24 protein-coding genes and 1 pseudogene are annotated in these 23,528 nt (G+C 67.2%); 12 read left to right on the top strand and 13 right to left on the bottom strand.

The features are described 5' to 3' along the window. Positions 1–10: 10 nt before the first annotated feature. The 4 genes from ACFE7D_RS06900 to ACFE7D_RS06885 form a co-directional block, all read right to left on the bottom strand. Complete coding sequence (locus ACFE7D_RS06900; RefSeq protein WP_375394687.1) at positions 11–739, bottom strand: energy transducer TonB; 729 nt, start codon at positions 737–739, stop codon at positions 11–13. Positions 740–871: 132 nt separating this feature from the next. Then, positions 872–1,621 (bottom strand): thioredoxin domain-containing protein, encoded by a 750-nt coding sequence (locus tag ACFE7D_RS06895; protein ID WP_375394686.1) that lies wholly within the window; start codon positions 1,619–1,621, stop codon positions 872–874. Positions 1,622–1,638: 17 nt separating this feature from the next. Continuing rightward, positions 1,639–2,319, bottom strand: a complete 681-nt coding sequence (locus ACFE7D_RS06890) for a thioredoxin domain-containing protein (protein WP_375394685.1) — start codon at positions 2,317–2,319, stop codon at positions 1,639–1,641. Next, positions 2,316–2,834 carry a DUF721 domain-containing protein gene (locus tag ACFE7D_RS06885; protein WP_375394684.1) on the bottom strand — a complete coding sequence of 173 codons (519 nt, stop codon included), beginning with the start codon at positions 2,832–2,834 and terminating at the stop codon, positions 2,316–2,318. The genes ACFE7D_RS06890 and ACFE7D_RS06885 overlap by 4 nt, the downstream gene beginning before the upstream one ends. A 26-nt stretch (positions 2,835–2,860) precedes the next feature. Between ACFE7D_RS06885 and ACFE7D_RS06880 the strand changes: the two genes are divergently transcribed. The 5 genes and pseudogenes from ACFE7D_RS06880 to ACFE7D_RS06860 form a co-directional block, all read left to right on the top strand. Continuing rightward, complete coding sequence (locus ACFE7D_RS06880; protein WP_375394683.1) at positions 2,861–3,919, top strand: A/G-specific adenine glycosylase; 1,059 nt, start codon at positions 2,861–2,863, stop codon at positions 3,917–3,919. Continuing rightward, the gene (locus ACFE7D_RS06875) at positions 3,916–5,247 is read left to right on the top strand and encodes a serine hydrolase domain-containing protein (RefSeq protein ID WP_375394682.1); all 1,332 of its coding nucleotides are present in this window, start codon (positions 3,916–3,918) and stop codon (positions 5,245–5,247) included. The genes ACFE7D_RS06880 and ACFE7D_RS06875 overlap by 4 nt, the downstream gene beginning before the upstream one ends. Next, positions 5,244–6,116: an NAD(+) diphosphatase gene (nudC, locus tag ACFE7D_RS06870; protein ID WP_375394681.1), complete on the top strand. Its 873-nt coding sequence runs from the start codon at positions 5,244–5,246 to the stop codon at positions 6,114–6,116. The genes ACFE7D_RS06875 and nudC overlap by 4 nt, the downstream gene beginning before the upstream one ends. Then, positions 6,113–6,595 (top strand): hypothetical protein, encoded by a 483-nt coding sequence (locus ACFE7D_RS06865; RefSeq protein ID WP_375394680.1) that lies wholly within the window; start codon positions 6,113–6,115, stop codon positions 6,593–6,595. The genes nudC and ACFE7D_RS06865 overlap by 4 nt, the downstream gene beginning before the upstream one ends. A 198-nt stretch (positions 6,596–6,793) precedes the next feature. After that, positions 6,794–6,913 (top strand): annotated as a pseudogene (locus ACFE7D_RS06860) (DUF559 domain-containing protein); the annotation flags it as partial. 258 nt (positions 6,914–7,171) lie between these two features. On the opposite strand, the gene ACFE7D_RS06855 reads toward ACFE7D_RS06860, so the two are convergent. Continuing rightward, positions 7,172–8,062 (bottom strand): prephenate dehydratase, encoded by an 891-nt coding sequence (locus tag ACFE7D_RS06855; RefSeq protein WP_375394679.1) that lies wholly within the window; start codon positions 8,060–8,062, stop codon positions 7,172–7,174. Positions 8,063–8,169: 107 nt separating this feature from the next. On the opposite strand from ACFE7D_RS06855, the gene ACFE7D_RS06850 reads away from it, so the two are divergent. Then, entirely contained in the window at positions 8,170–8,895 is a 726-nt protein-coding gene (locus ACFE7D_RS06850; RefSeq protein ID WP_375394678.1) for a c-type cytochrome, read from the top strand. 25 nt (positions 8,896–8,920) lie between these two features. Here ACFE7D_RS06850 and ACFE7D_RS06845 read toward each other — a convergent pair whose 3' ends face one another. Then, the gene (locus ACFE7D_RS06845; RefSeq protein WP_375394697.1) at positions 8,921–9,796 is read right to left on the bottom strand and encodes a TIGR00730 family Rossman fold protein; all 876 of its coding nucleotides are present in this window, start codon (positions 9,794–9,796) and stop codon (positions 8,921–8,923) included. A 182-nt stretch (positions 9,797–9,978) separates the two neighbouring features. On the opposite strand from ACFE7D_RS06845, the gene ACFE7D_RS06840 reads away from it, so the two are divergent. The 4 genes from ACFE7D_RS06840 to ACFE7D_RS06825 all read left to right on the top strand — a co-directional run bounded on the left by ACFE7D_RS06840 (position 9,979) and on the right by ACFE7D_RS06825 (position 15,353). Then, the gene (locus ACFE7D_RS06840) at positions 9,979–11,097 is read left to right on the top strand and encodes a phosphoserine transaminase (RefSeq protein ID WP_375394696.1); all 1,119 of its coding nucleotides are present in this window, start codon (positions 9,979–9,981) and stop codon (positions 11,095–11,097) included. Between the two features lie 107 nt (positions 11,098–11,204). Next, a complete protein-coding gene (gene serA / locus ACFE7D_RS06835) occupies positions 11,205–12,782 on the top strand; it encodes a phosphoglycerate dehydrogenase (protein WP_375394677.1) in 1,578 nt (525 codons plus the stop codon). Between the two features lie 67 nt (positions 12,783–12,849). Then, complete coding sequence (locus tag ACFE7D_RS06830) at positions 12,850–13,956, top strand: ATP phosphoribosyltransferase regulatory subunit (protein WP_375394676.1); 1,107 nt, start codon at positions 12,850–12,852, stop codon at positions 13,954–13,956. Positions 13,957–14,063: 107 nt separating this feature from the next. Continuing rightward, the gene (locus ACFE7D_RS06825) at positions 14,064–15,353 is read left to right on the top strand and encodes an adenylosuccinate synthase (protein ID WP_375394675.1); all 1,290 of its coding nucleotides are present in this window, start codon (positions 14,064–14,066) and stop codon (positions 15,351–15,353) included. A 66-nt stretch (positions 15,354–15,419) separates the two neighbouring features. Here the strand turns inward: ACFE7D_RS06825 and ACFE7D_RS06820 are convergent, their stop codons facing one another. Both ACFE7D_RS06820 and aroC read right to left on the bottom strand, forming a co-directional pair. Then, complete coding sequence (locus ACFE7D_RS06820) at positions 15,420–15,854, bottom strand: hypothetical protein (RefSeq protein ID WP_375394674.1); 435 nt, start codon at positions 15,852–15,854, stop codon at positions 15,420–15,422. A gap of 59 nt (positions 15,855–15,913) precedes the next feature. Continuing rightward, positions 15,914–16,981, bottom strand: coding sequence for a chorismate synthase (gene aroC, locus ACFE7D_RS06815; RefSeq protein ID WP_375394673.1), 1,068 nt, complete (start codon positions 16,979–16,981; stop codon positions 15,914–15,916). A gap of 508 nt (positions 16,982–17,489) precedes the next feature. Here aroC and ACFE7D_RS06810 point away from each other — a divergent pair. Next, entirely contained in the window at positions 17,490–17,921 is a 432-nt protein-coding gene (locus tag ACFE7D_RS06810; RefSeq protein WP_375394672.1) for a hypothetical protein, read from the top strand. 186 nt (positions 17,922–18,107) lie between these two features. Then, positions 18,108–18,986 carry a hypothetical protein gene (locus ACFE7D_RS06805; protein WP_375394671.1) on the top strand — a complete coding sequence of 293 codons (879 nt, stop codon included), beginning with the start codon at positions 18,108–18,110 and terminating at the stop codon, positions 18,984–18,986. 131 nt (positions 18,987–19,117) lie between these two features. On the opposite strand, the gene fabI is transcribed toward ACFE7D_RS06805, so the two are convergent. The 5 genes from fabI to ACFE7D_RS06780 form a co-directional block, all read right to left on the bottom strand. Next, positions 19,118–19,909 (bottom strand): enoyl-ACP reductase FabI, encoded by a 792-nt coding sequence (fabI, locus tag ACFE7D_RS06800; RefSeq protein WP_375394695.1) that lies wholly within the window; start codon positions 19,907–19,909, stop codon positions 19,118–19,120. Positions 19,910–19,917: 8 nt separating this feature from the next. After that, a complete protein-coding gene (locus tag ACFE7D_RS06795; RefSeq protein ID WP_375394670.1) occupies positions 19,918–20,883 on the bottom strand; it encodes a YihY/virulence factor BrkB family protein in 966 nt (321 codons plus the stop codon). After that, positions 20,883–21,830, bottom strand: a complete 948-nt coding sequence (locus tag ACFE7D_RS06790; protein WP_375394669.1) for a DnaJ C-terminal domain-containing protein — start codon at positions 21,828–21,830, stop codon at positions 20,883–20,885. Before ACFE7D_RS06790 ends, ACFE7D_RS06795 begins: the two co-directional genes overlap by 1 nt. Positions 21,831–21,888: 58 nt before the next feature. Continuing rightward, positions 21,889–22,779, bottom strand: a complete 891-nt coding sequence (locus tag ACFE7D_RS06785; RefSeq protein WP_375394668.1) for a transglutaminase N-terminal domain-containing protein — start codon at positions 22,777–22,779, stop codon at positions 21,889–21,891. A 10-nt stretch (positions 22,780–22,789) separates the two neighbouring features. Next, on the bottom strand, positions 22,790–23,528 hold a 739-nt coding region (locus ACFE7D_RS06780; RefSeq protein ID WP_375394667.1), incomplete at its 5' end, for an alpha-E domain-containing protein.

Here is a 23,528-nt window from a genome sequence, read left to right as displayed (position 1 = left end):
TTGCTGTGGGTTAGCGGGGGTCGCGATCGGATTGCAGGCGGTGGATGAAGCTTTCGGTATCCTCGACGAAGGACCGCACGGGCCGTCCGCCCGGGTCGCGCGACGGCTTGAAGCGGAAGCGCTGCTCGATCAGGCGACAGGTCGTGTCATCGACGCCCCGGTCGCCGCTGCTGTCGGTGACGACGCAAGCGTCGACATGGCCGTCGATCTCGACCGCGAAGCGGACGCCGACGGTCAGCGTTTCCGGCCCGTCCTCGTCGCGCCGGACGTCCGAATAGCCGAGCCGCCCCTTGGTCTGCACCGGTTCGGAGAAATCGCCGTCGCCGTCGCCATTGCCCGAACGGCCGCTGCCCGTGCCGGCCCCGGTCCCGCCCGCGCCGGTACCGGGGCCGGGCACCGGTGCCGCCCCGGTCGAGGCTTGCAGCCCGATACCTGCGATCGGCGCGATGACGATCGGCGGCGGCTGGATCGGTTGCACCTGCGGTTTCGGCGCGACGATGTCGGTCGCCTTCGATCGCAGGTTCGCGGGCGAGGCGGCACCTTCCTTGCGGTGGCTCTTCTGCGGTTCGACATGCGGCTTTTCGACCGGGGGCGGGGGTGGGGGCAAGGTCAGGCCGAACACCGCAAGGTCGCGGTCGATCGCCACCGGCATCCGCACCGTCAACCCGAACAGCAATGCGTAGAGCAGCAACGCCTGTACGATGATCGCCCCCGCACCGCCGACGATACGCCCGTTCAACAAGGATCGATCCGCAGTCACCCGCCACATTTCGGGCCGGGCAGGCGATTTGCAAGGGCAGCCATGCGATGGCGATCAGGGCTCGCCGGGTTCGACGCCGCTCGTGAAGCCGGTGATGCGCCGTCGCGCCCGTCAGGCCCCCGAAGCCCTCAGCGCCTGTTCGACATCGGGCCACGACAATGCGGTGTCGAGCTTCTTGCCGTTGATGTAGAAGCTCGGCGTGCCGGTGACATTGTACGGCGCGCGACCGGCGTCATCCATCATCTTGGTGAGCTGGTCGATCGCCGCCTGGTCGTTCAGGCACGCACGCGCCTTCGCCTCGGGCAGACCGCGCTGCTTCATGAAATCGACGAAGCCCATATAATCCGCCCAGCCATTGGCGATCGCCGGTCCGGGCGCGTTGACCAGCTTCTGCTGGAGCGCGGCGGTCGCGGTCTGATCGCTCAGCTTCTCCTCGAACGGGGCCTGACCCTGGTACATCGCCTCCAGGACGGCGAAGAAGGTCGCGGTGCCGACGCAGCGGCCGAGCAGGCTGGCGGGCAGATCGGGCGGGCCATGGACCAGGAAGTCGCGATATTCGTAACTGACCTTGCCGCTCTTGACGTACATGTTCTCCAGCGGCTGCATCGCCGTGCGGCCGAACGCACCGCAGGTCGGGCAGGTGCGCGAGCCATATTCCAGTAGCTTGATCGGCGCGTCCGGATTGCCGACGACATAGCCACCCTCCGGCGTCTTCGACACGACCTGCAGCCAGTCCTGGCCCTTCGGCGCGACGACCGGGGCGACCGGGCTGGCGGGTGCGCTTGGGGTCCCGCTATCGGCACCCTTGCCGCACGCCATCAGCGCAAGCGGCAGGAGCAGGAGGGCAAGCAAGCATTTCATCGATATACTCCGAAGGATCATTTCGCGCCGGTGGCGACCAGCGCGGGTTGCAACGTCGCCCAATTCGCGCCGGTCACGAGCTTGCCGTTCACCACGAAGGCGGGCGTACCGACGACGCCGACGGGCACCGCCGCGGTCATCGCGGTGATCCGGTCGAGTTCGGCCTGATCGGCATAGCAGGCGTCGATCCGCGCGTCGCTCAGGCCATGCGAACGACCGATCGCGGTCAGCCCGGCCCCGTCGGCATAGGCACGAAGCTGCGCCAAGGTCGGGTACATCTGCAATCGCGCGCCGTTCGCCTGCTGGAAATCCATCGCCCGGTCCAGCCAGCCGGGTTGCTGCGCGAAGATCGCACCGTTCAGCGCGACGAAGCCCGCAGGCGGGGCGCAATGCGCGAGCACCGCGGCGGACAGGTCGATCCGGTCGCGGATCAGGTTGCGGAATTCCCAGCTGGTCGATCCCGACCTGACCATTTGCCGCAACAGGACGGGCTCGGACTCGGCGACGAACGCGGCGCAGTGCGGGCAGGTGTAGCTTGCATATTCGACCAGTTTCACCCTCGCCGCCGGATTGCCGACAACATAGGCCCCCGACGGCAGCTTCACGACATGCGCGCGCCAGTCGCGCACCGGCGCGGCGGCGGTCAGCGCGGCGAATCCGATCAGGATCAGCAGCAACCGGCAATATCGACCCATCATCCGATCCTCGGCAATCCGCTGGAGGCGGCGACCCCCGCCGCGAGCGATTCGAGCACCGCCTTCAGCTCGGGATCGGCGATGCCGCGAAGGCTCCGGCCCATCTCGACCGGCATCGGCGCGGCGACGGGGGCGCTGCGTCGCGCCACCTTCGCGGGCGGCTCGCCCTGGCGGATCGCGACGCGCGCGACCGCGGCATAGCCGAAGAACCGGTTCACCCGTTCGACCAGCTCGGGTGCGATATGCTGCATCATCGGCGCGTGCGCGCCTGCGACCACGAGCGTCAGTACGCCGTCCTGTTTCTTCCCTTGCGGAAAGCGGATCGATTCGGGAGCGCTGACCGCGGCGAAGCGTTCGCCTACGATCTCTACCCAGCGGCTGACGATCGAGGATTGGACGAAGCCGAACTTGCGGAACGCCGCGCCGCCGATCGCCGGCAGCAATTCGGCGACGGCGCGCGACCGGTTCGCGCGCTGGGGCTCGGTCTGGCCGGAGGGGATGCGGACGCGCTTGCTCATCGCAGCCGTCATGCCATAGCCGATACGTGGACGCCAAGCGCTCTTCGACGGCCGCGACGATCGCCGACCGGCTGCTGGCCTGGTACGACGTCCACGCCCGCGCACTGCCGTGGCGCTATCCGCCGGGGATCGCGGCCGATCCCTACCGCGTCTGGCTGTCCGAGGTGATGTTGCAGCAGACGACGGTGGCCGCGGTCGCCCCGCGCTTCGCCGCCTGGGTGGCGCGCTGGCCCGATGTCGCAAGCCTGGCGGCGGCGGACGAATCGGCGGTGATGGCGGCGTGGGCGGGGCTTGGCTATTACGCCCGGGCGCGCAATCTGGTGAAGGCGGCGCGCGCGGTAGTCGCGGATCATGACGGCGCTTTCCCGTCGACCGAGGCGGCGCTGGCGACCTTGCCCGGGCTCGGTGCATACACCGCCGCGGCGGTGGCGGCGATCGCCTTCGGCCAGCGCGCGGTGGTGGTCGATGCCAATGTCGAGCGTGTCGTCGCGCGGCTGTTCGCGATTGCCACCCCGCTCCCCGCGGCGAGGCCCGCGATACGGGCGGCAGCGGATTCGATCACGCCGGCCCTGCGCGCCGGGGATTTCGCGCAGGCGATGATGGATCTCGGCTCGGGGCTCTGCACGACGCGCAAGCCGCGCTGCCTGTTATGCCCGGTCGCCGAGGATTGCCGCGGGCGCGCGGAGGGCGATCCCGAACGCTTGCCGGTGAAGCGCGCCAAGGTGCCCAGGCCGCAGCGCCATGGCACCATCTTCTGGTTGGAGCACGACAACCAGATATTGCTGGTCACGCGCGCCGCCAAGGGATTGCTCGGCGGGATGCGCGCGCTGCCTACCGGACCTTGGGCCGAAACGCCGCCGGGTATCGAAGGTGCCCCCGCCGTCGCAGACTGGCGGATGCTGGACGCGCACGTCACGCACGGCTTCACCCATTTCGATCTCGAACTGCGGCTTGCGGTGGCGCAGGCGGCGGGTCATGAGACGGCGGCGATCGAGGGCGAATGGTGGCCCGTCGACGATCTGGCGGCGGCGGGTCTGCCGACGGTGTTCGCCAAGGCCGCCGACGCGATGGGGAGAGACCGATGAAGAAACGACATTGGTTTGGCGCAGGCGGGACCGCGCTGCTGGCCGCCGCCGCGCTGACGGGACAAGTCGCGACCCCGCACATCCCGCTTCCCGTGCCGCGGATGCCGACCACGGCGATCCTCCCCGCGACGCAAGCGCTGTTCGACGGCTATGTCACGGACGGCAAGATGCCCGGCATCGTCGGCGCGTTCGGGGTCGGCGACGGGCCGACGCAGTTCGTCACCGCCGGCCATATCGCCACGACCCCCGGCGCGCCCGATGCCGGCCCCGACACGCTGTGGCGCGTCTATTCGATGACCAAGCCGGTCACCGCGACCGCGGCGATGATCCTGATCGAGGAGAGGAAGATCGGCCTCGACGATCCGGTGTCGAAATACATCCCGGGGTTCGCGCACATGCGCGTGCTGACCGGCCCCGACAGCCTGGACAGCCGCCCTGCGGCGCGACCGATCACGATCCGCAACCTGCTGACCCACACCGCGGGGCTTGGGTACAACATCGTCACCAAGGGGCCGCTGCTGAAGGAATATGAGCGGCTCGGCATCCTGCCCGAATCGGTAAATGTCGCCGCCGAGGTGAAGATGCGGGCCGTCCGCCCGAAGACGCTCGCCGAATTCGCCGACCGCGTCGCCACGCTGCCGCTGATCGCGGATCCGGGGACGAAGTGGAGCTATTCGATCGGGCTGGACGTGATGGGCCGCGTGATCGAGGTCGCGTCGGGCTTGCCGTTCGACGCCTTCGTCGATACCCGAATCTTCGCGCCGCTGAAGATGCGGTCGAGTTTCTGGCAGGTACCCGCGAGCGAAGCCGGGAGGCTCGCGACCAATTGCACCTTCATCGGCCAGACGATGGCGGTCGTCGATCCCGCCGCGACGTCGGTGTTCCTGCAGAAACCCAGCTTCCCTTACGGCGGTGCGGGGCTGGTGATGTCGGCGCGCGATTATGACCGGTTCCTGCACATGCTGCAGAACGGCGGCACGCTCGACGGCGTGCGGATCGCCAGCTCCGCGACGATACACCTCATGATGTCGAACCTGCTCCCAGCGGGCGTGACCTTCACGCAGGTCGCGCCGGGCACGGGAGGCACGACCGCGCCGGTGCCGCTGGGCTTCGGCGCGGGCGGGTCGGTCTATCTGGCGGACAAGCCGGGCGGGGCGTCGAAGGGCACCTATGGCTGGGGCGGCGCGGCCGGGACGATCGCCTGGGTCGATCCGGTGAAGCATGTCCGCGGCACCGTCATGGTCAATTACTTCCCGGCGGATCAATGGCCGACGCGCACCGACATCCCCGCCGCCTTGTCCAGGGACTATGCGCGGTTCCGGCGGTGAGCGCACCCGGCTTCACGGGCAGTCCGCTCGACCGCAGCGACGCGATCCGCCACGACGTGGACGCCTTCGCCGTGGCGGCGAGCGACTGGCGCGCGCGGTTGCTCAAGCTCGACGGGCTGATGCCCGAGGTCGCACCCGACGGCAGCCTGGTGTGGACGACGCTGGCGGACGCGGCGGAGGAAGCGGTGCTGGTGCTGCTCGGCCTGATCGACGACCGGCCGCATTTCGCCGCCTGGCTGCCCGACCGTGCGAAGGGCCCGGCAACGCCCATGCGCAGCCCCGCGATGACCGCAGCACTGTCGCTGCTCCGCCCCGAAGAGGCGTCGACCTATGCCGCGGCGCGCAGCGTCCTCGACTGGCACGACCGTCACCGCTTCTGCGCCAATTGCGGCACCGCGACCGCGGTCATCAAGGCAGGCTGGGCGCGGTCCTGCCCCAATTGTGGCGCGGAGCATTTCCCCCGTGTCGACCCCGTCGTCATCATGATCGCGGACCATGACGGCCGCGCGCTGTTGGGCCGCGGCAAGAACTGGCCCGCGGGGCGATACTCCGCGCTCGCCGGGTTCCTGGAACCGGGCGAATCGATCGAGGAAGCGGTCGCGCGGGAGATCCGCGAGGAGGCGGGCGTCGCGGTCGATCGCGTGCGCTATGTCGCCAGCCAGCCCTGGCCTTTCCCGTCATCGCTGATGATCGCCTGCATCGGCGAGGCGGCGGACGACGCGCTGACGGTCGACCACAACGAACTGGAGGACGCGATCTGGGTCTCGCGCGCGGATGTCCGCCGCGTACTGGCGGGCAAGGACGGGCCGTTCATCGCGCCGCCGCCCTATGCGATTGCGTTTACGTTGCTGACGGAATGGGCGGCATGAAGATCGTTGCGATGCTTTTGGCGATACTCGGTCAAACGGCTATTCAGCCGACTATCGAGTTGCCTCGACCCTTTCCACCTGACTATCTTTATTACACAAGCAGCGGCTTAATGAGCCAACCGCGCGAACTGTTCATCGACCTTAAGACGGGCGCAACGGTCGTCGCGAGCGCACCGAACGAGGGCACGATGATGCTGCGGCATAGGGCGCAGGCCAGTTCTGGCGAGTTGGAGATGTTCCGTGGATTGGCAAGGGGGATGATCGTGGCTGGCGGCGAGTTGGCAAGCTGCCAGCAGTGGCGAAAGGCGCATCCGCAAGACTTCCAGCTTCCGCAGATGGATGCCCGGGCTCATGTGTCCGTTGCGCTGGCGGGCAAATATGCCGACACGCCTGCCAATCTCAGTTGCTGGACGCCCGAGGCCAACGCTTTTGGCCGACCGATGACCGTGTTTATCGACAGGGTTGTCGGCACACCTTAGAGATTGGCTGTGAGCAGGAAAGCATTCAGTCCCGCGGTGCAGGATCAGCTCGATTGCCTTGCGGCTATGGCGGATGAGAAAATTGACACCGTCGATATTCCGGAAGCGTCGGCTGAGGCGTGGCAATACGCCTGTCGGTCGGGCTTGGATCGCCCGCTTAAAAGTTCGCGGGAAGAATGATTTAGAGCGGCGCGCACCGCTTTCCTGGGAGACCAAGGCTATCGCGTGCTCCGATTCTGGAACAGCGAGGTGATCAAAAATCGCGATGGCGTTCTGGAGACGATCCTTGCCATATTGGTCGAACGGACCGATCGGTAGAAGAAGACTCTCACCCTATGCGCCCGCGAAAGCGGGAGAGGGCTAAGAAGAGCGGTTCTCAAGTGAGCGAAAACAGACACCTGCAACGCCCGCTCGCAATGTTGGATTTTCCATGCGACCCCATCCACCATGCCGGTCGCCCCAACCCCGACAAACGCGATTGCTGAAACCGCAACCCCTCGCGCGGAGGCGTTTCCGCGCGTGACGTGGCGTCCACTTCGTCCACTTCCGAATGCGTTTCCTGCAATCGTCGGCGAATCAGCCCCGCGCGCGCGCCTGCGGATAGGTCCCCAGCAGGCGTACCCATTTCGAATGGAACGCCAGCTCCTCGATCGCGCGGTCGAATCCTGCGTCGCCCGGCTTGCCGTCGACATCCGCGTAGAATTCGGTCGCCGCAAAGGTGCCGCCGCGCTGGTAGCTTTCGAGCTTCGTCATGTTGACGCCGTTGGTCGCGAAGCCGCCCATCGCCTTGTACAGGGCGGCGGGGACGTTCTTCACCTCGAAGATCAGGCTGGTCATCCACGGCCCCGCGCCGATCGCGGGCTTGCCGCCTCGCGCCAGCGTCACGAAGCGGGTCATGTTGTGGTCGGCATCCGCCAGGTCGGTCGCGAGCAGGTGCAGTCCGTAGATGTCGGCGGCGGCGGGGGGCGCGAGCGCCGCGATGGCCGGGTCGCCGATCTCCGCCACCATCGCCGCCGCGCCCGCGGTGTCGGGATAGGCGACGGGGGCGATGCCGTGCGCCTTCAGCCAGTGGCGGCACTGGCCAAGCGCCTGCGGATGGCTCATCGCTTCGCGCACCTGTTCGCGGCTGCCCAGACCCATCAGCGCGTGGCGGATCGGCAGGAAATGTTCGCCGGTGATGACCAGCCCCGATTCCGGCAGCAGGAAATGCATGTCCGCGACGCGGCCATGGAGCGAGTTCTCGATCGGGATGATCGCGCAGTCCGCGCGCCCGTCCTTCACCGCGTCGATCGCGTCGGCGAAGTCGAAGCAGGGGAGCGGCAATCCGTCGGGGAAGGCCTGCGTGGCGGCGACGTGACTGTTCGCGCCGGGCGCACCCTGGAACGCGACGGTGCGTTCCGGTTCGGTGGCGGCGGCGGCGGTCATCGCGGCGACGATGGGGCGGGCGGGGGCGGCGAAGTTCTCCACGGGGGCGAAGCGTTACGCGCTGGGCGACCGGATGAGCAAGCGCGCTTGCGGAGGCTTCGCGGCTTTTCTATGGGAATGAGGACGTATGACCGGGGCAGGCTGATATAATGGACAATCGGACGAACACGATCGCGGGCTGGGTGCTGGCCGGTTGCGGGATCGCGCTCGGGCTCACGATCGTCGGGACCAAGGTCTACGACACCGGCCGTCCCGAGAAGATGGGCTATGCGATCGAAGGCGTCGAGGACACGGGCGGCGGCGGCGAGGCTGCGGCCATCCCCGTCGCGTCGCTGCTGCCGACCGCGGACGCTGCCAGGGGCGGGGAGGTGTTCAAGAAATGCGCCGCCTGCCACACGATCGACCAGGGCGGGGCGAACGGCATCGGCCCGAACCTGTACGGCACGCTCGGCGAAGGGATCGGCCAGGGCAAGGCGGGCTTCGCCTTCTCGGACGCGCTGAAGGGTGTCGGCGGCAACTGGGATTTCGAGAAGATGAATGCGTGGCTGACGAGCCCGCGCAAGTTCGCGCCGGGGACGAAAATGACCTTCGCCGGCCTGTCGAGTCCGCAGGACCGCGCCAATGTCCTGCTGTACATCAACCAGCAGGGTTCGAACCTGCCGCTCCCCGCCGCGCCGGCTGCCGGTGCAAAGCCGGATGCCAAGGTCAGTGGCACCGCACCCACCGCGGCGCCCGGCGCGAAGAGCGCGATCGACGCGGTCGCGACCGACCGCCGTGCATCGACGGCGGACATCGCCAACACCGGCACGCCGGCATCGGGCGCGCCATCGGTCGATCCCGAAGCGGCACGGCGTGGGGCGCGGGTCGGGAAATAGGAACTGGTGTCCGACTGACTAGATATTAACCCTTCACCGCCGCCCGCTCCTGGTAGAATCGCTGTACCGCCGCCCAGGCCTCTTCCGCGGTCTCGACGAAGGTGAAGATACCGAGGTCCTTTTCGCTGACGACACCCTCCTCGACCAAGGCCTTGAAGTTCACGACCCTGTTCCAGAACGCACGACCGAACAGCAGGACCGGAATGGGTTCGATCTTGCCGGTCTGGATGAGCGTCAGCAGTTCGAACAATTCGTCGAAGGTGCCGAACCCGCCCGGAAACGCCGCCAGCGCCCGGGCATGCAGCAGGAAATGCATTTTCCGGAGCGCGAAATAGTGGAACTGCATCGACAACGCCGGGGTGACGTACGGGTTGGGGGCCTGTTCGTGCGGCAGGACGATGTTAAGCCCGATCGACTCCGCGCCGACATCCGCCGCGCCGCGGTTCGCCGCCTCCATGATCGACGGACCACCACCCGAGCATACGACGAATTGCCGATTGCCGTCCGCGTCGCGGGGCAGGACGCTGATGATCCGGGCGAGTTCGCGGGCCACCTCGTAATAGCGCGACTTCTCGACCAGCCGCTCGGCGATCCTCCGCGCCTTGTCGTCGGTCGCCAGCGCCAGCAGCGCCTCGGCCTTGGCGGGTTCGGGGATCCGCGCAGAGCCGTAGAACACGAACGTCGACGCGATCTTCGCCTCGTCGAGCAGCAATTGCGTCTTCAGCAGTTCCAGCTGGAAGCGGACCGGCCGGAGATCCTCGCGCAGCAGGAAATTCATATCCTGAAATGCCAGGCGATAGGCCGGGTTCTCGGTCTGCGGCGTGCTGATCCCCCGTTTGGCGGAGGCGGCGTCCTCTCCGGCGGGGGCGAAGACGCGGGTGGGTATGTGGGTGTCGGTCATCCGGGGCCGGTAGAGCATCGGCGCGCGACACGCCAGCGGGACGAGCCCGGTACGATCGGTCTTGCCACCGGGGCCGCGCGCCCTTAGTGCCATCGACGGGCCACGCTGTCCCAACGCAGCGCGCGCTCTCTGTGAGGAGAGAGACATTGACGGACATACTGACCGCCCCGAATCCGGGCGCGATGGCGAAGCCTGTTACGAAACCGGCGCGTCCCTATTTCTCCAGCGGCCCTTGTGCCAAGCCGCCGGGCTGGGACGCTGCCAAGCTGGCCGCCGCGTCGCTCGGTCGATCGCACCGGTCGAAGATCGGCAAGGAGCGGCTCCAATACTGCATCGACCTGATGCGCGACGTGCTGAAGCTGCCCGACACTCACCGTATCGGCATCGTCCCCGGCTCCGACACCGGCGCGTTCGAAATGGCCATGTGGACGATGCTCGGGCAGCGCGGCGTGACGACGCTGGCCTGGGAAAGTTTCGGCGAAGGCTGGGTGACCGATGCGGTCAAGCAGCTGAAGATCGATCCCGTCGTGGTCCGCGCCGACTATGGGCGATTGCCCGATATGGCGCAGGTCGACTGGTCGACCGATGTGCTGTTCACCTGGAACGGCACCACCAGCGGCGTGCGCGTGCCGGATGTCGAGTGGATCCCGGACGACCGCGAAGGGCTGAGCTTCGCCGACGCGACGTCGGGCGTATTCGCCTATGATATCGACTGGGCGAAGATCGATGTCGCGACGTTCAGCTGGCAGAAGGTGCTGGGCGGCGAGGGTGCGCACGGCGTCCTGATACTTGGCCCCCGCGCGGTCGAGCGGCTGGAAAGCTACACGCCTGCCTGGCCGCTGCCAAAGGTCTTCCGGCTGGTGTCCAAGGGCAAGCTGACCGAGGGCGTATTCAAGGGAGAGACGATCAACACGCCGTCGATGCTCGCGGTCGAGGATGCGATCTTCGCGCTGGAATGGGGCAAGGGGCTCGGTGAGGGCGGGCTCATCGCGCGCTCGGACGCCAATGCGGCCGCGCTGGATGCGATCGTGGCCGAGCGCGATTGGCTCGGACACCTCGCGGCGGACCCCGCATCGCGGTCTAAGACCAGCGTCTGCCTGACGGTCGCGGGTGCGGACGAGGCTTTCATCAAGGCGATGGCATCGGCGCTAGAGAAGGAAGACGCGGCCTACGACATCGCCGGCTACCGCGACGCGCCGCCGGGGCTCCGTATCTGGTGCGGCGCGACGGTCGACACCGCGGACATCGTCGCGCTCGGGCCTTGGCTCGACTGGGCCTATGCGGTGGCGAGGGCCGGCTGATCTTCCATGCTGCGGCGCGATCAGGAGCCGGGGCTGCACGCTTAACCTTTGTAACCCCGGGCTCATGCTTTCAGGAGCACGGGCTACCATTCGAAAGTAGCTCAACAATGCCAAAAGTCCTCATCTCCGACAAAATGGATCCCCGCGCCGCGCAGATCTTCCGCGAACGCGGGGTCGCGGTCGACGAGATCACCGGCAAGACCCCCGAAGAGGTCATCGCGATCATCGGCGATTATGACGGGCTCGCGATCCGAAGTTCTACCAAGGTCACCAAGGCGATCCTCGCTGCCGCGACCAATCTGAAAGTCGTCGGCCGCGCCGGGATCGGTGTCGACAATGTCGACATCCCTGCGGCGTCGGCAAAGGGCGTCGTCGTCATGAACACGCCGTTCGGCAACTCGATCACCACCGCCGAACACGCCATCGCGCTGATGTTCGCGCTCGCCCGCCAACTGCCCGAGGCGGATGCCAGCACGCAGGCCGGCAAGTGGGAGAAGAACCGCTTCATGGGCGTCGAGCTGACGTCGAAGACGCTGGGTCTGATCGGTGCCGGCAATATCGGATCGATCGTCGCAGACCGCGCACGCGGCCTGAAGATGAAGGTCGTCGCGTTCGACCCGTTCCTGACACCCGAACGGGCGATCGAGATCGGGGTGGAGAAGGTGACGCTCGACGACCTGCTCGCACGTGCCGATTTCATCACGCTGCATACGCCGCTGACCGATCAGACGCGCAACATCCTGTCGGCGGAAAATCTCGCGAAGACGAAGAAGGGCGTTCGGATCGTCAATTGCGCGCGCGGTGGCCTGATCGACGAGGTCGCGCTGAAGGCGGGGCTGGACTCGGGGCAGATCGGCGGTGCGGCGCTCGACGTTTTCGTCAGCGAACCTGCCGAGGCGTCGCCGCTGTTCGGCACGCCGAATTTCGTCAGCACACCGCATCTGGGCGCATCGACGACGGAGGCGCAAGTCAATGTCGCGATCCAGGTCGCCGAACAGATGGCGGATTTCCTCGTTAACGGCGGCGTCACCAACGCGCTCAACATGCCGAGCCTGTCCGCGGAGGAAGCGCCAAAGCTGAAGCCATATATGGCGCTGGCGGAAAAGCTCGGCTCGCTCGTCGGCCAGCTGGCGCGTGGGGCGATCGACCGTATCTCGGTGCATAGCGAGGGCGCGGCCGCCGAGCTGAACGCCAAGCCGATTACGAGCGCGGTCCTTGCCGGTTTCCTGCGCACCCAGACCGCGACGGTCAACATGGTCAACGCGCCGCTGCTGGCACGCGACCGCGGGCTCGAGGTGCGCGAAGTGCGTACCGAGCGCGAAGGCGATTACCACACGCTGCTAAGAGTCGCCGTGCGGACCGAAGACGGCGAGCGCTCGGTCGCAGGAACCCTGTTCGGCGACCAGGCACCGCGGCTGGTCGAGCTGTTCGGGATCAAGGTCGAGGCCGATCTGGCGGGGCCGATGCTGTATGTGGTCAACGTCGATGCGCCGGGGTTCATCGGCCGGCTTGGTACGACGCTCGGCGAGGCGGGGGTGAACATCGGCACTTTCCACCTCGGACGGCGTTCGGCCGGGGGCGAAGCGGTGCTGCTTTTGTCGGTGGATGAGGCGGTGACGGGGGAACTGCTGACGAAGGTCCGCGCATTGCCGGGGGTGAAGACCGCGACCGGTCTGGTGTTTTGAACCTAATCCTCCCCGTAAACAGGGAGGAATTTGCGTTGTGCTCCTACCACGCTATCAAGCCCCGGGCATGACCGCGCTGCTTCCCCAGGGTTTCCACGACCGCCTGCCGCCCTTTGCCGACGCCGCGGCGGGGGTCGAGGCGCGAGTGTTGGAGGCGGCGCGGCTCTATGGTTATGAACGCGTCGATCCGCCGCTGGCGGAATTCGCGGAGGGACTCGGCGCGCGGCTGAAGGCGGGGGGGCTGGCGGATGCGGTCCGGTTCGTCGATCCGGTCAGCCAGGCGACCCTTGCGATCCGCCCCGACCTGACCGCGCAGGTCGCGCGGATCGCCAGTGCGCGGTTGGGACATCATCCGCGACCGGTGCGGCTATCCTATGCAGGTACGGTGCTGAAATTGCGTGCGAGCGAATTGTCGCCGGCGCGCGAAACGCGGCAGATCGGGGCGGAGTTGATCGGGCTCGACTCGGTGGCGGCCGCGCAGGAGGTCGTCGGCGTCGCGGTCGATGCGCTGGTCGCCGCCGGGGCAAAGGGCCTGTCGATCGACTTCACGCTGCCCGACCTGGTGGACACGCTCGCCGCCGGGCCGCTGCCGGTCGACCCGGCGTGGATCGGTCCTTTGCGCGAACGCCTCGATGCGAAGGATGCGGGCGGCGTCGCTAGCATCGCGTCCGTCTATCTGCCGCTGATCGAGGCGGCGGGACCGTTCGATGCCGCGATCGATCGGTTGCGGCGGTTCGATACCGGCGGCGTGCTGCGTAGTCGGCTCGACGCTCTGGTTGCGATCGCGACCGGGATCGGCGACCGCGTAACGTTGACGCTCGACCCGACCGAGCGACACGGCTTCGAATACCAGACCTGGCTGGGCTTTTCGTTGTTCGCGGACGGCGCGTCGCGCGAGGTCGGGCGTGGGGGCACCTATACGATCGTCCATGCGGATGGCGGCGAGGAACCCGCGACCGGGTTCTCGCTATTCGCCGATCTGCTGACGGGCGGTGCGCAGTCGGTCGAGCGACGGCGGCTATTCGTGCCGTTCGGCACCGCGCCGCCGGATAGCGCGGCCATGCGCCGTACTGGCTGGGTGACCGTCGCCGCGCTTGAGCCGAACGACACGCCCGGGGCGCAATTGTGCACGCATGTGCTGACGGATGGGATGGCCCGGCCGCTCGGCGATTGACACTTGCGGGGCGCACCCGCTAGCGCGCCTTCGCATAACTGAACCATCCGCGCGTCGAGCCCTGTCGAAGGGCGTGCGGGTCCGTCCGGCAGGCGGAGAATCATATCATGGCGAACGTAGCGGTCATCGGCGCGCAATGGGGCGACGAGGGCAAGGGCAAGATCGTCGATTGGCTTGCAAGCCGCGCCGACATGGTCGTCCGCTTCCAGGGCGGGCACAATGCGGGCCATACGCTGGTCGTCGGCGACAAGACTTACAAGCTGTCGCTGCTGCCATCGGGGCTGGTGCGTGGGACGCCGTCGGTGATCGGCAACGGCGTCGTGCTCGATCCCTGGGCGCTGCGCGACGAGATCGCACGGCTGAGCGAGCAGGGGGTGGTCGCGACGCCCGACGTGCTGCGCATCGCCGACAATTGCGCGCTGATCCTGCCGTTCCACCGTGATCTCGACGGCCTGCGCGAGGATGCGAGCGGGGCGGGAAAGATCGGCACGACGCGGCGCGGGATCGGGCCGGCCTATGAGGACAAGGTCGGCCGCCGCGCGATCCGGGTGTGCGATCTGGCGCATCTGGACGATCTGGGCGCGCAGTTCGACCGCCTGACCGCGCATCACGACGCGCTGCGTGCGGGGTTCGGCCAGCCGCCGGTCGATCGCCACCGTCTGATCGCCGACCTGCACGAGATTGCGGGTTTCGTGCTGCCCTTCGCCAAGCCGGTCTGGCGCGATCTCAATGAGGCGCGGTCGGCGGGCAAGCGTATCCTGTTCGAGGGCGCGCAGGGGGTGCTGCTCGACAACGACCACGGAACCTATCCGTTCGTCACCTCGTCGAACACCGTCGCCGGGGCCGCGGCTGCGGGATCGGGGATCGGCCCATCCGGCGTCGGCTTCGTGCTCGGGATTGCGAAGGCGTATACGACGCGCGTCGGCTCCGGGCCGTTTCCGACCGAACTGGATGACGAGACCGGCGAACGACTGGGGCAGCGCGGGCATGAATTCGGTACGGTCACCGGGCGCAAGCGGCGGTGTGGCTGGTTCGATGCGGTGCTGGTACGGCAATCGGCGGCGGTCGGCGGCGTCACGGGAATTGCGCTTACCAAGATCGACGTGCTCGACGGGATGGAACGGATCGCGATCTGCATCGGCTATCGGCTCGGCGACCGGACGCTCGACTATTTTCCCGCACACGCCGCGGACCAGGCGGCGGTCGTGCCGGTTTACGAGACGATGGACGGCTGGCAGGAATCGACGGCCGGCGCGAGAAGTTGGGCCGACCTGCCTGCACAGGCGATCAAGTACATCCGCCGCGTCGAGGAACTGATCCGCTGTCCCGTATCGCTCGTATCGACGAGCCCGGAACGCGAGGATACGATCCTGGTCCGCGACCCCTTCGCCGACTGACGCAAACATGAAAACCGGGCGACCTCGAGGCCACCCGGCTTTCTGCAGCATCAAGCCAGTCGGCGATCAGCGCTGCGGCGGGGTCGTCGTGGTGCCGGTGCTGGTTCCGCCGCCCATCGTACCCGTGGTCGAGCCACCCGTGGCCGATCCGGTCGTCCCGGACGACGAACCGGTACCCGTCGATCCGCCAGTGCTGCTGCCGGTCGACATCGACCCGTCGGTGCTGGTGCCCGGCATCGAGGTCGACATCGACCCGTCGGTGCTCGTGCCGGTCGTCGAGCTGGTGCCCGACTTGCCGCGGGTCGACTTGCCGCGCGTCGTCTTGGTACCGGTCGTCGCCTGGCCACTGGTACCCATCGACATCGTCGATCCGGCGGTCGATCCCGAGCCCGTCGAACCCATCGACCCGCCCGCGCTCGAACCGGTACCACCCGTCGTCTGGGCGATGGCCAGGGTCGGCAGCATCATGGCGGCGGCGGCGATCGTGATTGCAATACGCATCTTTTCTCTCCTGGATGTAGCAGGGGATGAACGATCGTTTAGCATGTCCGTTCCGTGATTTAGCCGATCTGACCGCGATGGAGCAACGACTGGTCGGCCAGTACGAGCGCCATCATCGCTTCCACGACCGGAACGCCGCGAATACCGACGCACGGATCGTGGCGACCTCTGGTGGCGATGTCCGTTGCTTCGCCGCTCCGCGTGATCGTGGCGACCGGCGTCAGGATCGAGCTGGTCGGCTTGAATGCGACCCGCACGCGAATCGGCTGACCGGTCGCGATCCCGCCGGCGATCCCGCCGGCATGATTGGACAGGAATTCGGGGCCGTCGGCACCGGGACGCATCGCGTCCGCGTTGGTTTCGCCCGACAAGGTAGCGGCGGCGAACCCGTCGCCGATCTCGACGCCCTTGACGGCGTTGATCGACATGCAGGCGGCGGCGAGTTCGGCGTCCAGCTTGGCGTAGAGCGGCGTGCCCCACCCGGCGGGCACCCCGGTCGCCTCGCACATGACGACTGCGCCAAGCGACGATCCCGCCTTGCGCGCGCTGTCGACCAGCACCTCCCAGCGCCCAGCGGCGGCGGCGTCGGGGCAGAAGAAGGGGTTACCGTCGATCTGCACATCGTCGAAATTCGCCGGGTCGACCGCATCGCCGCCGATCGCCTCGACCCAGGCGCGGATGCGCACCTGCGGTATGACGAGCCGCGCGACCGCACCCGCGGCGACCCGGCTCGCGGTTTCGCGCGCCGACGACCGGCCGCCGCCGCGCGGATCGCGAAAGCCGTATTTGGCGTCATAGGCGTAATCGGCATGGCCTGGGCGATAGGCGCGCGCGACCTCGCTGTAATCCTTCGATCGCTGGTCGACATTCTCGATCATGAGGCTGATCGGCGTGCCCGTCGTCCGCCCCTCGAACACGCCCGACAGGATCCGCACCAGATCGGGCTCGCGCCGCTGCGTGGTGAAGCGCGACGTGCCCGGGCGGCGCTTGTCGAGCCAGGGCTGGATGTCGGTTTCGGCAAGCGCGATGCCGGGCGGACAGCCATCGACGACCGCGCCGATCGCGGGCCCGTGCGATTCACCCCAGGTGGTGAAACGGAACAGGCGACCGAAGGTGTTGACGCTCATGCGAAGGGACCGCGGCTAAGTTTACAAAGTTTACGATAGTGCGCGCAATTCACGCCCCCCGCTGCCGAGAGCGAACGAGGAAAAGTCGTGAGGCGGAGGCGATCCATGTCACGGCCATGCCACAGCGCGTCCGTGTAGGACAGGACGGACCGCGCCATCGCGGCGTGATCGCGAGCGGGGTCGGACGGCCGATCAAGCCTGATATCGCCTACCTGATCGGTCGCGGAAGTGGAGGAAGTGGAGGCATGCCATTCGCTTCTCCACTTCGCGTAAAAACAACGGCTTACGGCAAGGGAGGCCCTGGAGGCAGACAGGAGATTACCGCAGCATCGCATCGTGCGAGCATTGCATATCGATGAGTTTGTAGGACAGAAGCGTATTCTGGGAGTTTCGCCCCGTTGTGGAAGCCCACCAGCACAGCGATCCCGGAAGCAGGCATTGAGCTTGGTAGCAGAGCTGTCATCATCGACAAATTGCAGTTGGTGGGGTCGCGTCGATGAGGAAAGCAATGTGGATCGCGTTGGCAGCGGCTGTTTCGGTGCCTTCCGCAAGTCAGTCAGGTCGCTTTCAACTGCCGGCCGAGCGCGACTGGAGCGCAACCTTGAGGCAGGACGCACAGGCCCTGCACGATGAGGTCGTCGCCAATCATCCAGGGCCAGTCAACACCTCCGATCCGGGCTTCGCCGAGCGCAACGACGCTCAGCTGAAGCGCGCGTTGAAGCGGGCACGCACCGCTCGAACGTATGAAGACTATTTCTACGCACTCAGGGAATATACGGCGTCATTCAACGACGGGCACTTCGGTTTCGGTTCCTGGGGGTCGGTGGCGACGCCCTACGCCCACCTCGCCTGGCCCGGCTTTCTGACAAACTACGACGGGCGTGGCATACCGCGTGTCGTCGTCCGCGCCGACGACGCGCCGGTGCCGCTTGCGGCGTAGCTGATCGGCTGCGACGGCCGAACCGCCGAACGGTTGGGGGCCGAGATACTCGGTGCGCAATGGGGGCGGTGGATGCTCCAGTCCCAGCGGGAGAGCTTCGGTAATTTGCTCTTCATGAGCTGGGGCGATCCATATGTGCCTCGCCCGTCCAAATGCGACTTTTCGTTCAACGGACGTCACCAAACGGTGACGCTGGCCTGGCGGGTCATCGGGGACAAGGAAGCATCAGCGCAGGAAGATGCGGCGCGGCATGTCGTTTCCTACGCGTTCGCGAACCGGACCCTAGCAAACGGCATGCGCTGGTTCGGCATACCGTCCTTTAATGGTGACCCCGGATCGGCGGCGGGCAAGGCGCTCCCTCCGATGATCGCCGCATTGCAACAGGACCGAGAGGCGCTTGCGACAGGGCCGGGGATCGTCTTCGATCTGCGCGGGAATGGCGGCGGCTCCTCGGACTGGTCCTATCAGATCGCTAAAATCCTCTGGGGCGAACAGGCGCTTAGCCGGCGTCCCGAAACCAGGATCGACGTCGATTGGCGGGTATCCGCAGCGAACCTCAAGACTATCGATGACGGCTACGCCAGACGAGGCGGCAAGGACATGTCAGCCGAAAGTCGGCGATGGTACGAAGCCGTCATTGCCGGTCTGAAGGGCGCACTCGCCCGGAATGCCGCCCTGTGGCGCGAGGGCGATACCTCCAACGCCGAGACGACGGCGACAGCGCTACCGACCCCGGCAGTCACGCCCCTGCATGCGCCGGTGTACTTCATCACGGACGCGAGCTGCGGGTCGGCCTGCCTCGACGCGGTCGACCTGTGGCGCTCCATGGGAGCGATCCATGTCGGTCGCACCACCAGCGCCGACACGCTCTATATGGAAGTGCGGTCGTTCAAGCTGCCGAGCGGGCTCTCGGGTGGCGGCATGCCGATGAAGGTCTACCGTGGACGACCGCGAGGATCGAACGAGCCGGTCGTCCCGGTCTACCATTTCGATGGAGACATGACCGACACCGCTGGCCTTGAAACTTGGATCGTCGGCCTGCAGAAAACGAAGGCGAGCAGCTGATTGTACGCGAGCAAGGATGGCAGCTCGCCCCCAATTGCAGAATTCTCTTCTTAGCCCTCTCCCGCCCGCGAAGGCGGGAGAGGGCTAAGAAGACGATCTCTGCTTACCATCACCGGGCACAGACGCCACCGTCACGCCAAAGCGATATCCGGTGCGTCCTCGGCCTTCATGCCGATCACGTTGTAGCCCGCATCGACATGGTGGATTTCGCCCGTCACGCCGCTGGCCAGATCGCTCAGCAGGTACAATCCCGCGCCGCCGACATCGTCGATCGTCACGTTGCGCTTCAGCGGGCTGTTCAGCTCGTTCCATTTCATGATGTAGTTGAAATCGCCGATGCCGCGGGCCGCGAGCGTCTGGATCGGCCCGGCCGAGATCGCGTTGACGCGGATGTCGTCGCGGCCGAGGTCGACCGCGAGATATTTGACGCTCGTCTCCAGCGCCGACTTGGCGAGGCCCATGACGTTGTAATGCGGGATAACCTTTTCCGCGCCGTAATAGGTCAGCGTCAGCAGGCTGCCGCCATCGGGCATCATCTTGGCCGCGCGCTGCGCGACCGCGACGAACGAATAGACGCTGATGTTCATCGTCATCAGGAAATTGTCGAGCGTCGTGTCCATGAACCGGCCGCGCAGCTGGGTCTTGTCGGAAAAGCCGATCGCATGGACGACGAAATCGATCGTCTCCCATTCCTTCGCCAGCGCGGCGAACGTCCGGTCGAGCGCGTCCATGTCCGCGACGTCGCAATCGAACAGGCGCGCGACGCCCAGTTGTTCGGCGAGGGGGCGGACACGCTTCTCCATCGCCGCACCCTGGTAGCTGAAGGCCAGTTCCGCACCCGCTTCGCCGAGCTTGCGCGCGATGCCCCATGCGAGCGACTTGTCGTTGGCGAGCCCCATGATCAGCCCGCGCTTGCCCGCCATCAGTCCATTCACGCCGTCCGCCCCTCCGGTATTTCCGTTGCTTCGTCCTGTAGCGCCACCGCGGCGGGTTCTGCCAGCGCCGCGTTCAGATGCGCCCCGAAAACCAGCCCCAGCCCGACGAGGTAGAAGAACAGCAGCGCGACGATCACGCCCGCCAGGCTGCCATAGGTCATGTCGTAGCCGCCCAGCTGCGCGAGCACGATCGGCAGGAGCGCGGTGATCGACACCCACCAGACCGTCGTGAACAGCGCGCCCGGCCATTTGCGGCTGCCGGTGTAGCGATATCTGGACGGCGTCACCGAATAGAACAGCGCGTACAGCGCGAAGAACATGACGACCCCCGGGATCGCGCGCGACACGCCGATCCAGGTCACGGCATCCGCGGCGAAAGGCAGCAGGCGGTAGATGAACTGCTCGACCGCGGTCAGGACGCCCTGCGCCAGGAACGACAGCATCGCGATCACGACCGAGGCGACGATCGCCAGTGTCGATCCCAGCCGCGCCCGCCAGAACGGCGATGTGGACGTGACCCCGTAGGCGCGGCGGAAGATGTCGCGGATCGTCTCGACGAAACCGCCCACCGTCCAGAGCCCGACCAGCCCGCCCAGCCACAGCAGCGAGCCCGTGCGCGCGGCGAGGACGGTGGCGATCGGCGCGCGCAGGATACCCGCGACCTTGTCGGGCACGACGTGGAGAAAACTCTCGACCGCGCGGTGCGTATCGTAGCTTTGCCCCAGCAGCGACAGGATCGCGGCGGCGACGATGAAGAACGGGAACAAGGTCATGATAGCAAGATAGGCCAGGTTCCCGGCATGGATGAACCCGTCGGTGAAGACGCCGAAGACGGTTCGTTTCAGAATCTCGAAGGCGTAGGAGCCGGGCCGGACCTTCGCCAGCTGCCGGTCGAACCGTGCGCGTGCGGTGCCGCCATGACGGCCGCGATCTTCCGGGGTCAAGGTGATCGCATCGGTCATTATGATGTCAGACCCATCGCCGCCCGTGGGTTCCCGGCATGTTCGACCGCCCAGTTCTCGACGAACGCGGTCAGCGCCGCGTCATCGGCCGGCACGTTCACCATCAGCGTGATCATCTGATCGCCGCGCCCGCCGCCCTTCTTGTGGAAACCCTTGCCCTTCAGCCGCAACGTCCGGCCCGAACTCGTGCCCCTGGGGACCGTCAGCATCACCGGTTTCTCGACCGTCGGTACCTTGACCGAAGCGCCCAGCACCGCCTCGCCGAGCGTGATCGGCAGGTCGATCCGGACGTCGTCGCCATCGCGTACGAAGAAACGGTGCGGCAGGATCTCGATCGTGACGATCGCGTCGCCCGCGCCGCCGGGAGCGGGCTCGCCCTTGCCCGCGAGCCTCATCTGGGTGCCCGTTTCGACGCCGGCGGGCAGTTTCAGGTCGATCGTCCTGCCGTCGCCGAGCGTCACGCGCTGCGCGCTCAGCATCGCCGCATCGACGAACGGCACTTGCAGCGAATAGGCGATATCGGCACCCTTTGGCTGCGGGCGGCGGCCGAAGCCGCTCGCGAACCCGCCGCCGCCGCCGCCGCCACGCTGCGCACCGCCGAACAGCCCTTCGAAAATATCGCTCATGTCGGGCTCGCCGCCGCCGAACCCCTGGCTCCGAAACCCCGCGCCGCCCGGCTGCGGCCGACCGCCGCCGCCCCCGCCATGGCCGAACGGTGCGGCGGGATTGCCGTCCCCGTCGATCTCGCCGCGGTCGAACCGTCCGCGCTTTTCCTTGTCGGTCAGCAGGTCGTACGCGCCGGTAACCGTGCTGAACCGTTCGGAGGCCTTCGGATTGTCCTTGTTGCGATCCGGGTGCAGCTCCTTGGCGAGCTTGCGATAGGCCTTCTTGATGTCGGCCTCGGACGCGTCGCGCGCCACCCCGAGCGTCTTGTACGGATCGGCCATTCTATCCCCGTTCGCGTGTATTACCCGCCTATGTGGGGCAGGCGCTCCCCCAAGGCAATCAGGTGGCGTATTCGTCGACCGGCGCGACGTCCACGCTGACATCCATGTCCTGCGCGCTCGCGCCCAGGACGACGCCGTCGACGGGTGCGATCTCGGCATAATCGCGGCCCACCGCCATCACGACATGATCCTGCGCCATCCAGATGCCGTTGGTCGGGTCGAGTCCTACCCAGCCGCGTGCGGGGCCGCACCACAGCAATACCCAGGCATGCGTCGCGTCCGCACCGACGAGCCGCGGCTGGCCGGGCGGCGGGATGGTGCGGATATAGCCCGAAGCATAGGCGGCGGGCAGGCCGGCAGCGCGAAGCCCGGCGATCATGATCTGCGCGAAGTCCTGGCAGACCCCGCGCCGCTGCGCGAACGCTTCGGCGGGGGTGGTGGTGACGATCGTGGCCGACCCGTCGAAGGTGAAATCGCGCTGGATCCGCCGGGCAAGCGCGATCCCGGCCTCCAGCGCGCCGCGGCCGGGGTCGAGATCGGGCAGGCAATAATCGCGGATCGCGGGGTCGAGCGGGATCAGCGGCGAGGGGTAGAGATACGCCGCCGGTCCCGCCGCCGACAGGTCGCGGCCGGCACGCGCCATTGCGGCGATCTCGGCCAGCGTGGGATCGTCCGCGACGGGAACCGGCACCAGCCGGTCGACGACCACGCGCGCGCTGCTCTCGATCGTCAGCGTGCGGACGGGCGTGTCGATCACCAGCCGCGTGACGTTCGCCACCCCCGCTTCCGCGCGCGCCGACCGGAGCCGGCCCGCGGGCGCGACGGTCAGCGTATAACGCCCGAGCCGCTGGCCGGGCCAATCGATGGGCTTGAGCCGCAGGTTGCAGCGTGCGAACTCGACCGTGCCGCCATAGTCGAAACGGGTGATGTGCCGGATGTCGTAGATCATGCCCGGATGTTCATGCCAGCGTCAGCCCGCCGGCGCGCAAGGGTTCGGAGCCTTGCAGGAAATACCGCCGCGCGATCGCGTCGGACAGCGATCCCAGCCGACGTTCGACATCGCCGAGCAGGTCGGCATTCAGCGCGACGGCGGTCGCGGTCGCCAGCATCGCCTCTAGCGCGACGCCTTCGGACTGCTGCGCCTCCGCCATGCCGTCGTCCGCCAGCACGGGCAGTTCGCGCAAGCACGCGACGATCCGCTGCGACTGATAGGCAAGCGCGCGCGGGTTGCCCGGATCGAGTGCGACCAGATCGACGACGGGTACGCGCGCGATACCCGTCAGATACCGCTGGCGATAGCTGATCTGGCTGTCGGCAAGGTCCAGCAAGGTCGACAGGTCGTCCGCCGACGCGCCCGCCATGCCGAACAGCCGGATCGCGCGTGAGATGGTCGCGGCGCGTTCCACGCGGCGGCCGAGATCGTGAAAACGCCATGCCGCCGTCCGGCACATATGTTCCGCCGACAGCCCCGCGATCGCGACGTAGCGGCGCTGGAGCGACCCCGCCCGGTCGAGCATCCCGCGGTGGGTGGGGAAGGGGGCCTCGAGCAGCCGGATCATGTCCGCGGACAGCCGGTCGCGCGAACCCTCGCCGATGGCGCGCGCATGGCCGTTCATCGCCGCGACCGACTGATGCCCCATGTCCTCCATCGCGGTGCGCGCGGACGGTTCGCTGATCACCGGAAAAGCCGGCGCGGAC

This window comes from uncultured Sphingomonas sp. (genome assembly GCF_964244235.1).
Lineage (GTDB): Bacteria > Pseudomonadota > Alphaproteobacteria > Sphingomonadales > Sphingomonadaceae > Sphingomonas.
Note: the sequence above shows the minus strand (reverse complement) of the source record. Positions and strands in the feature narration are given on the sequence as shown.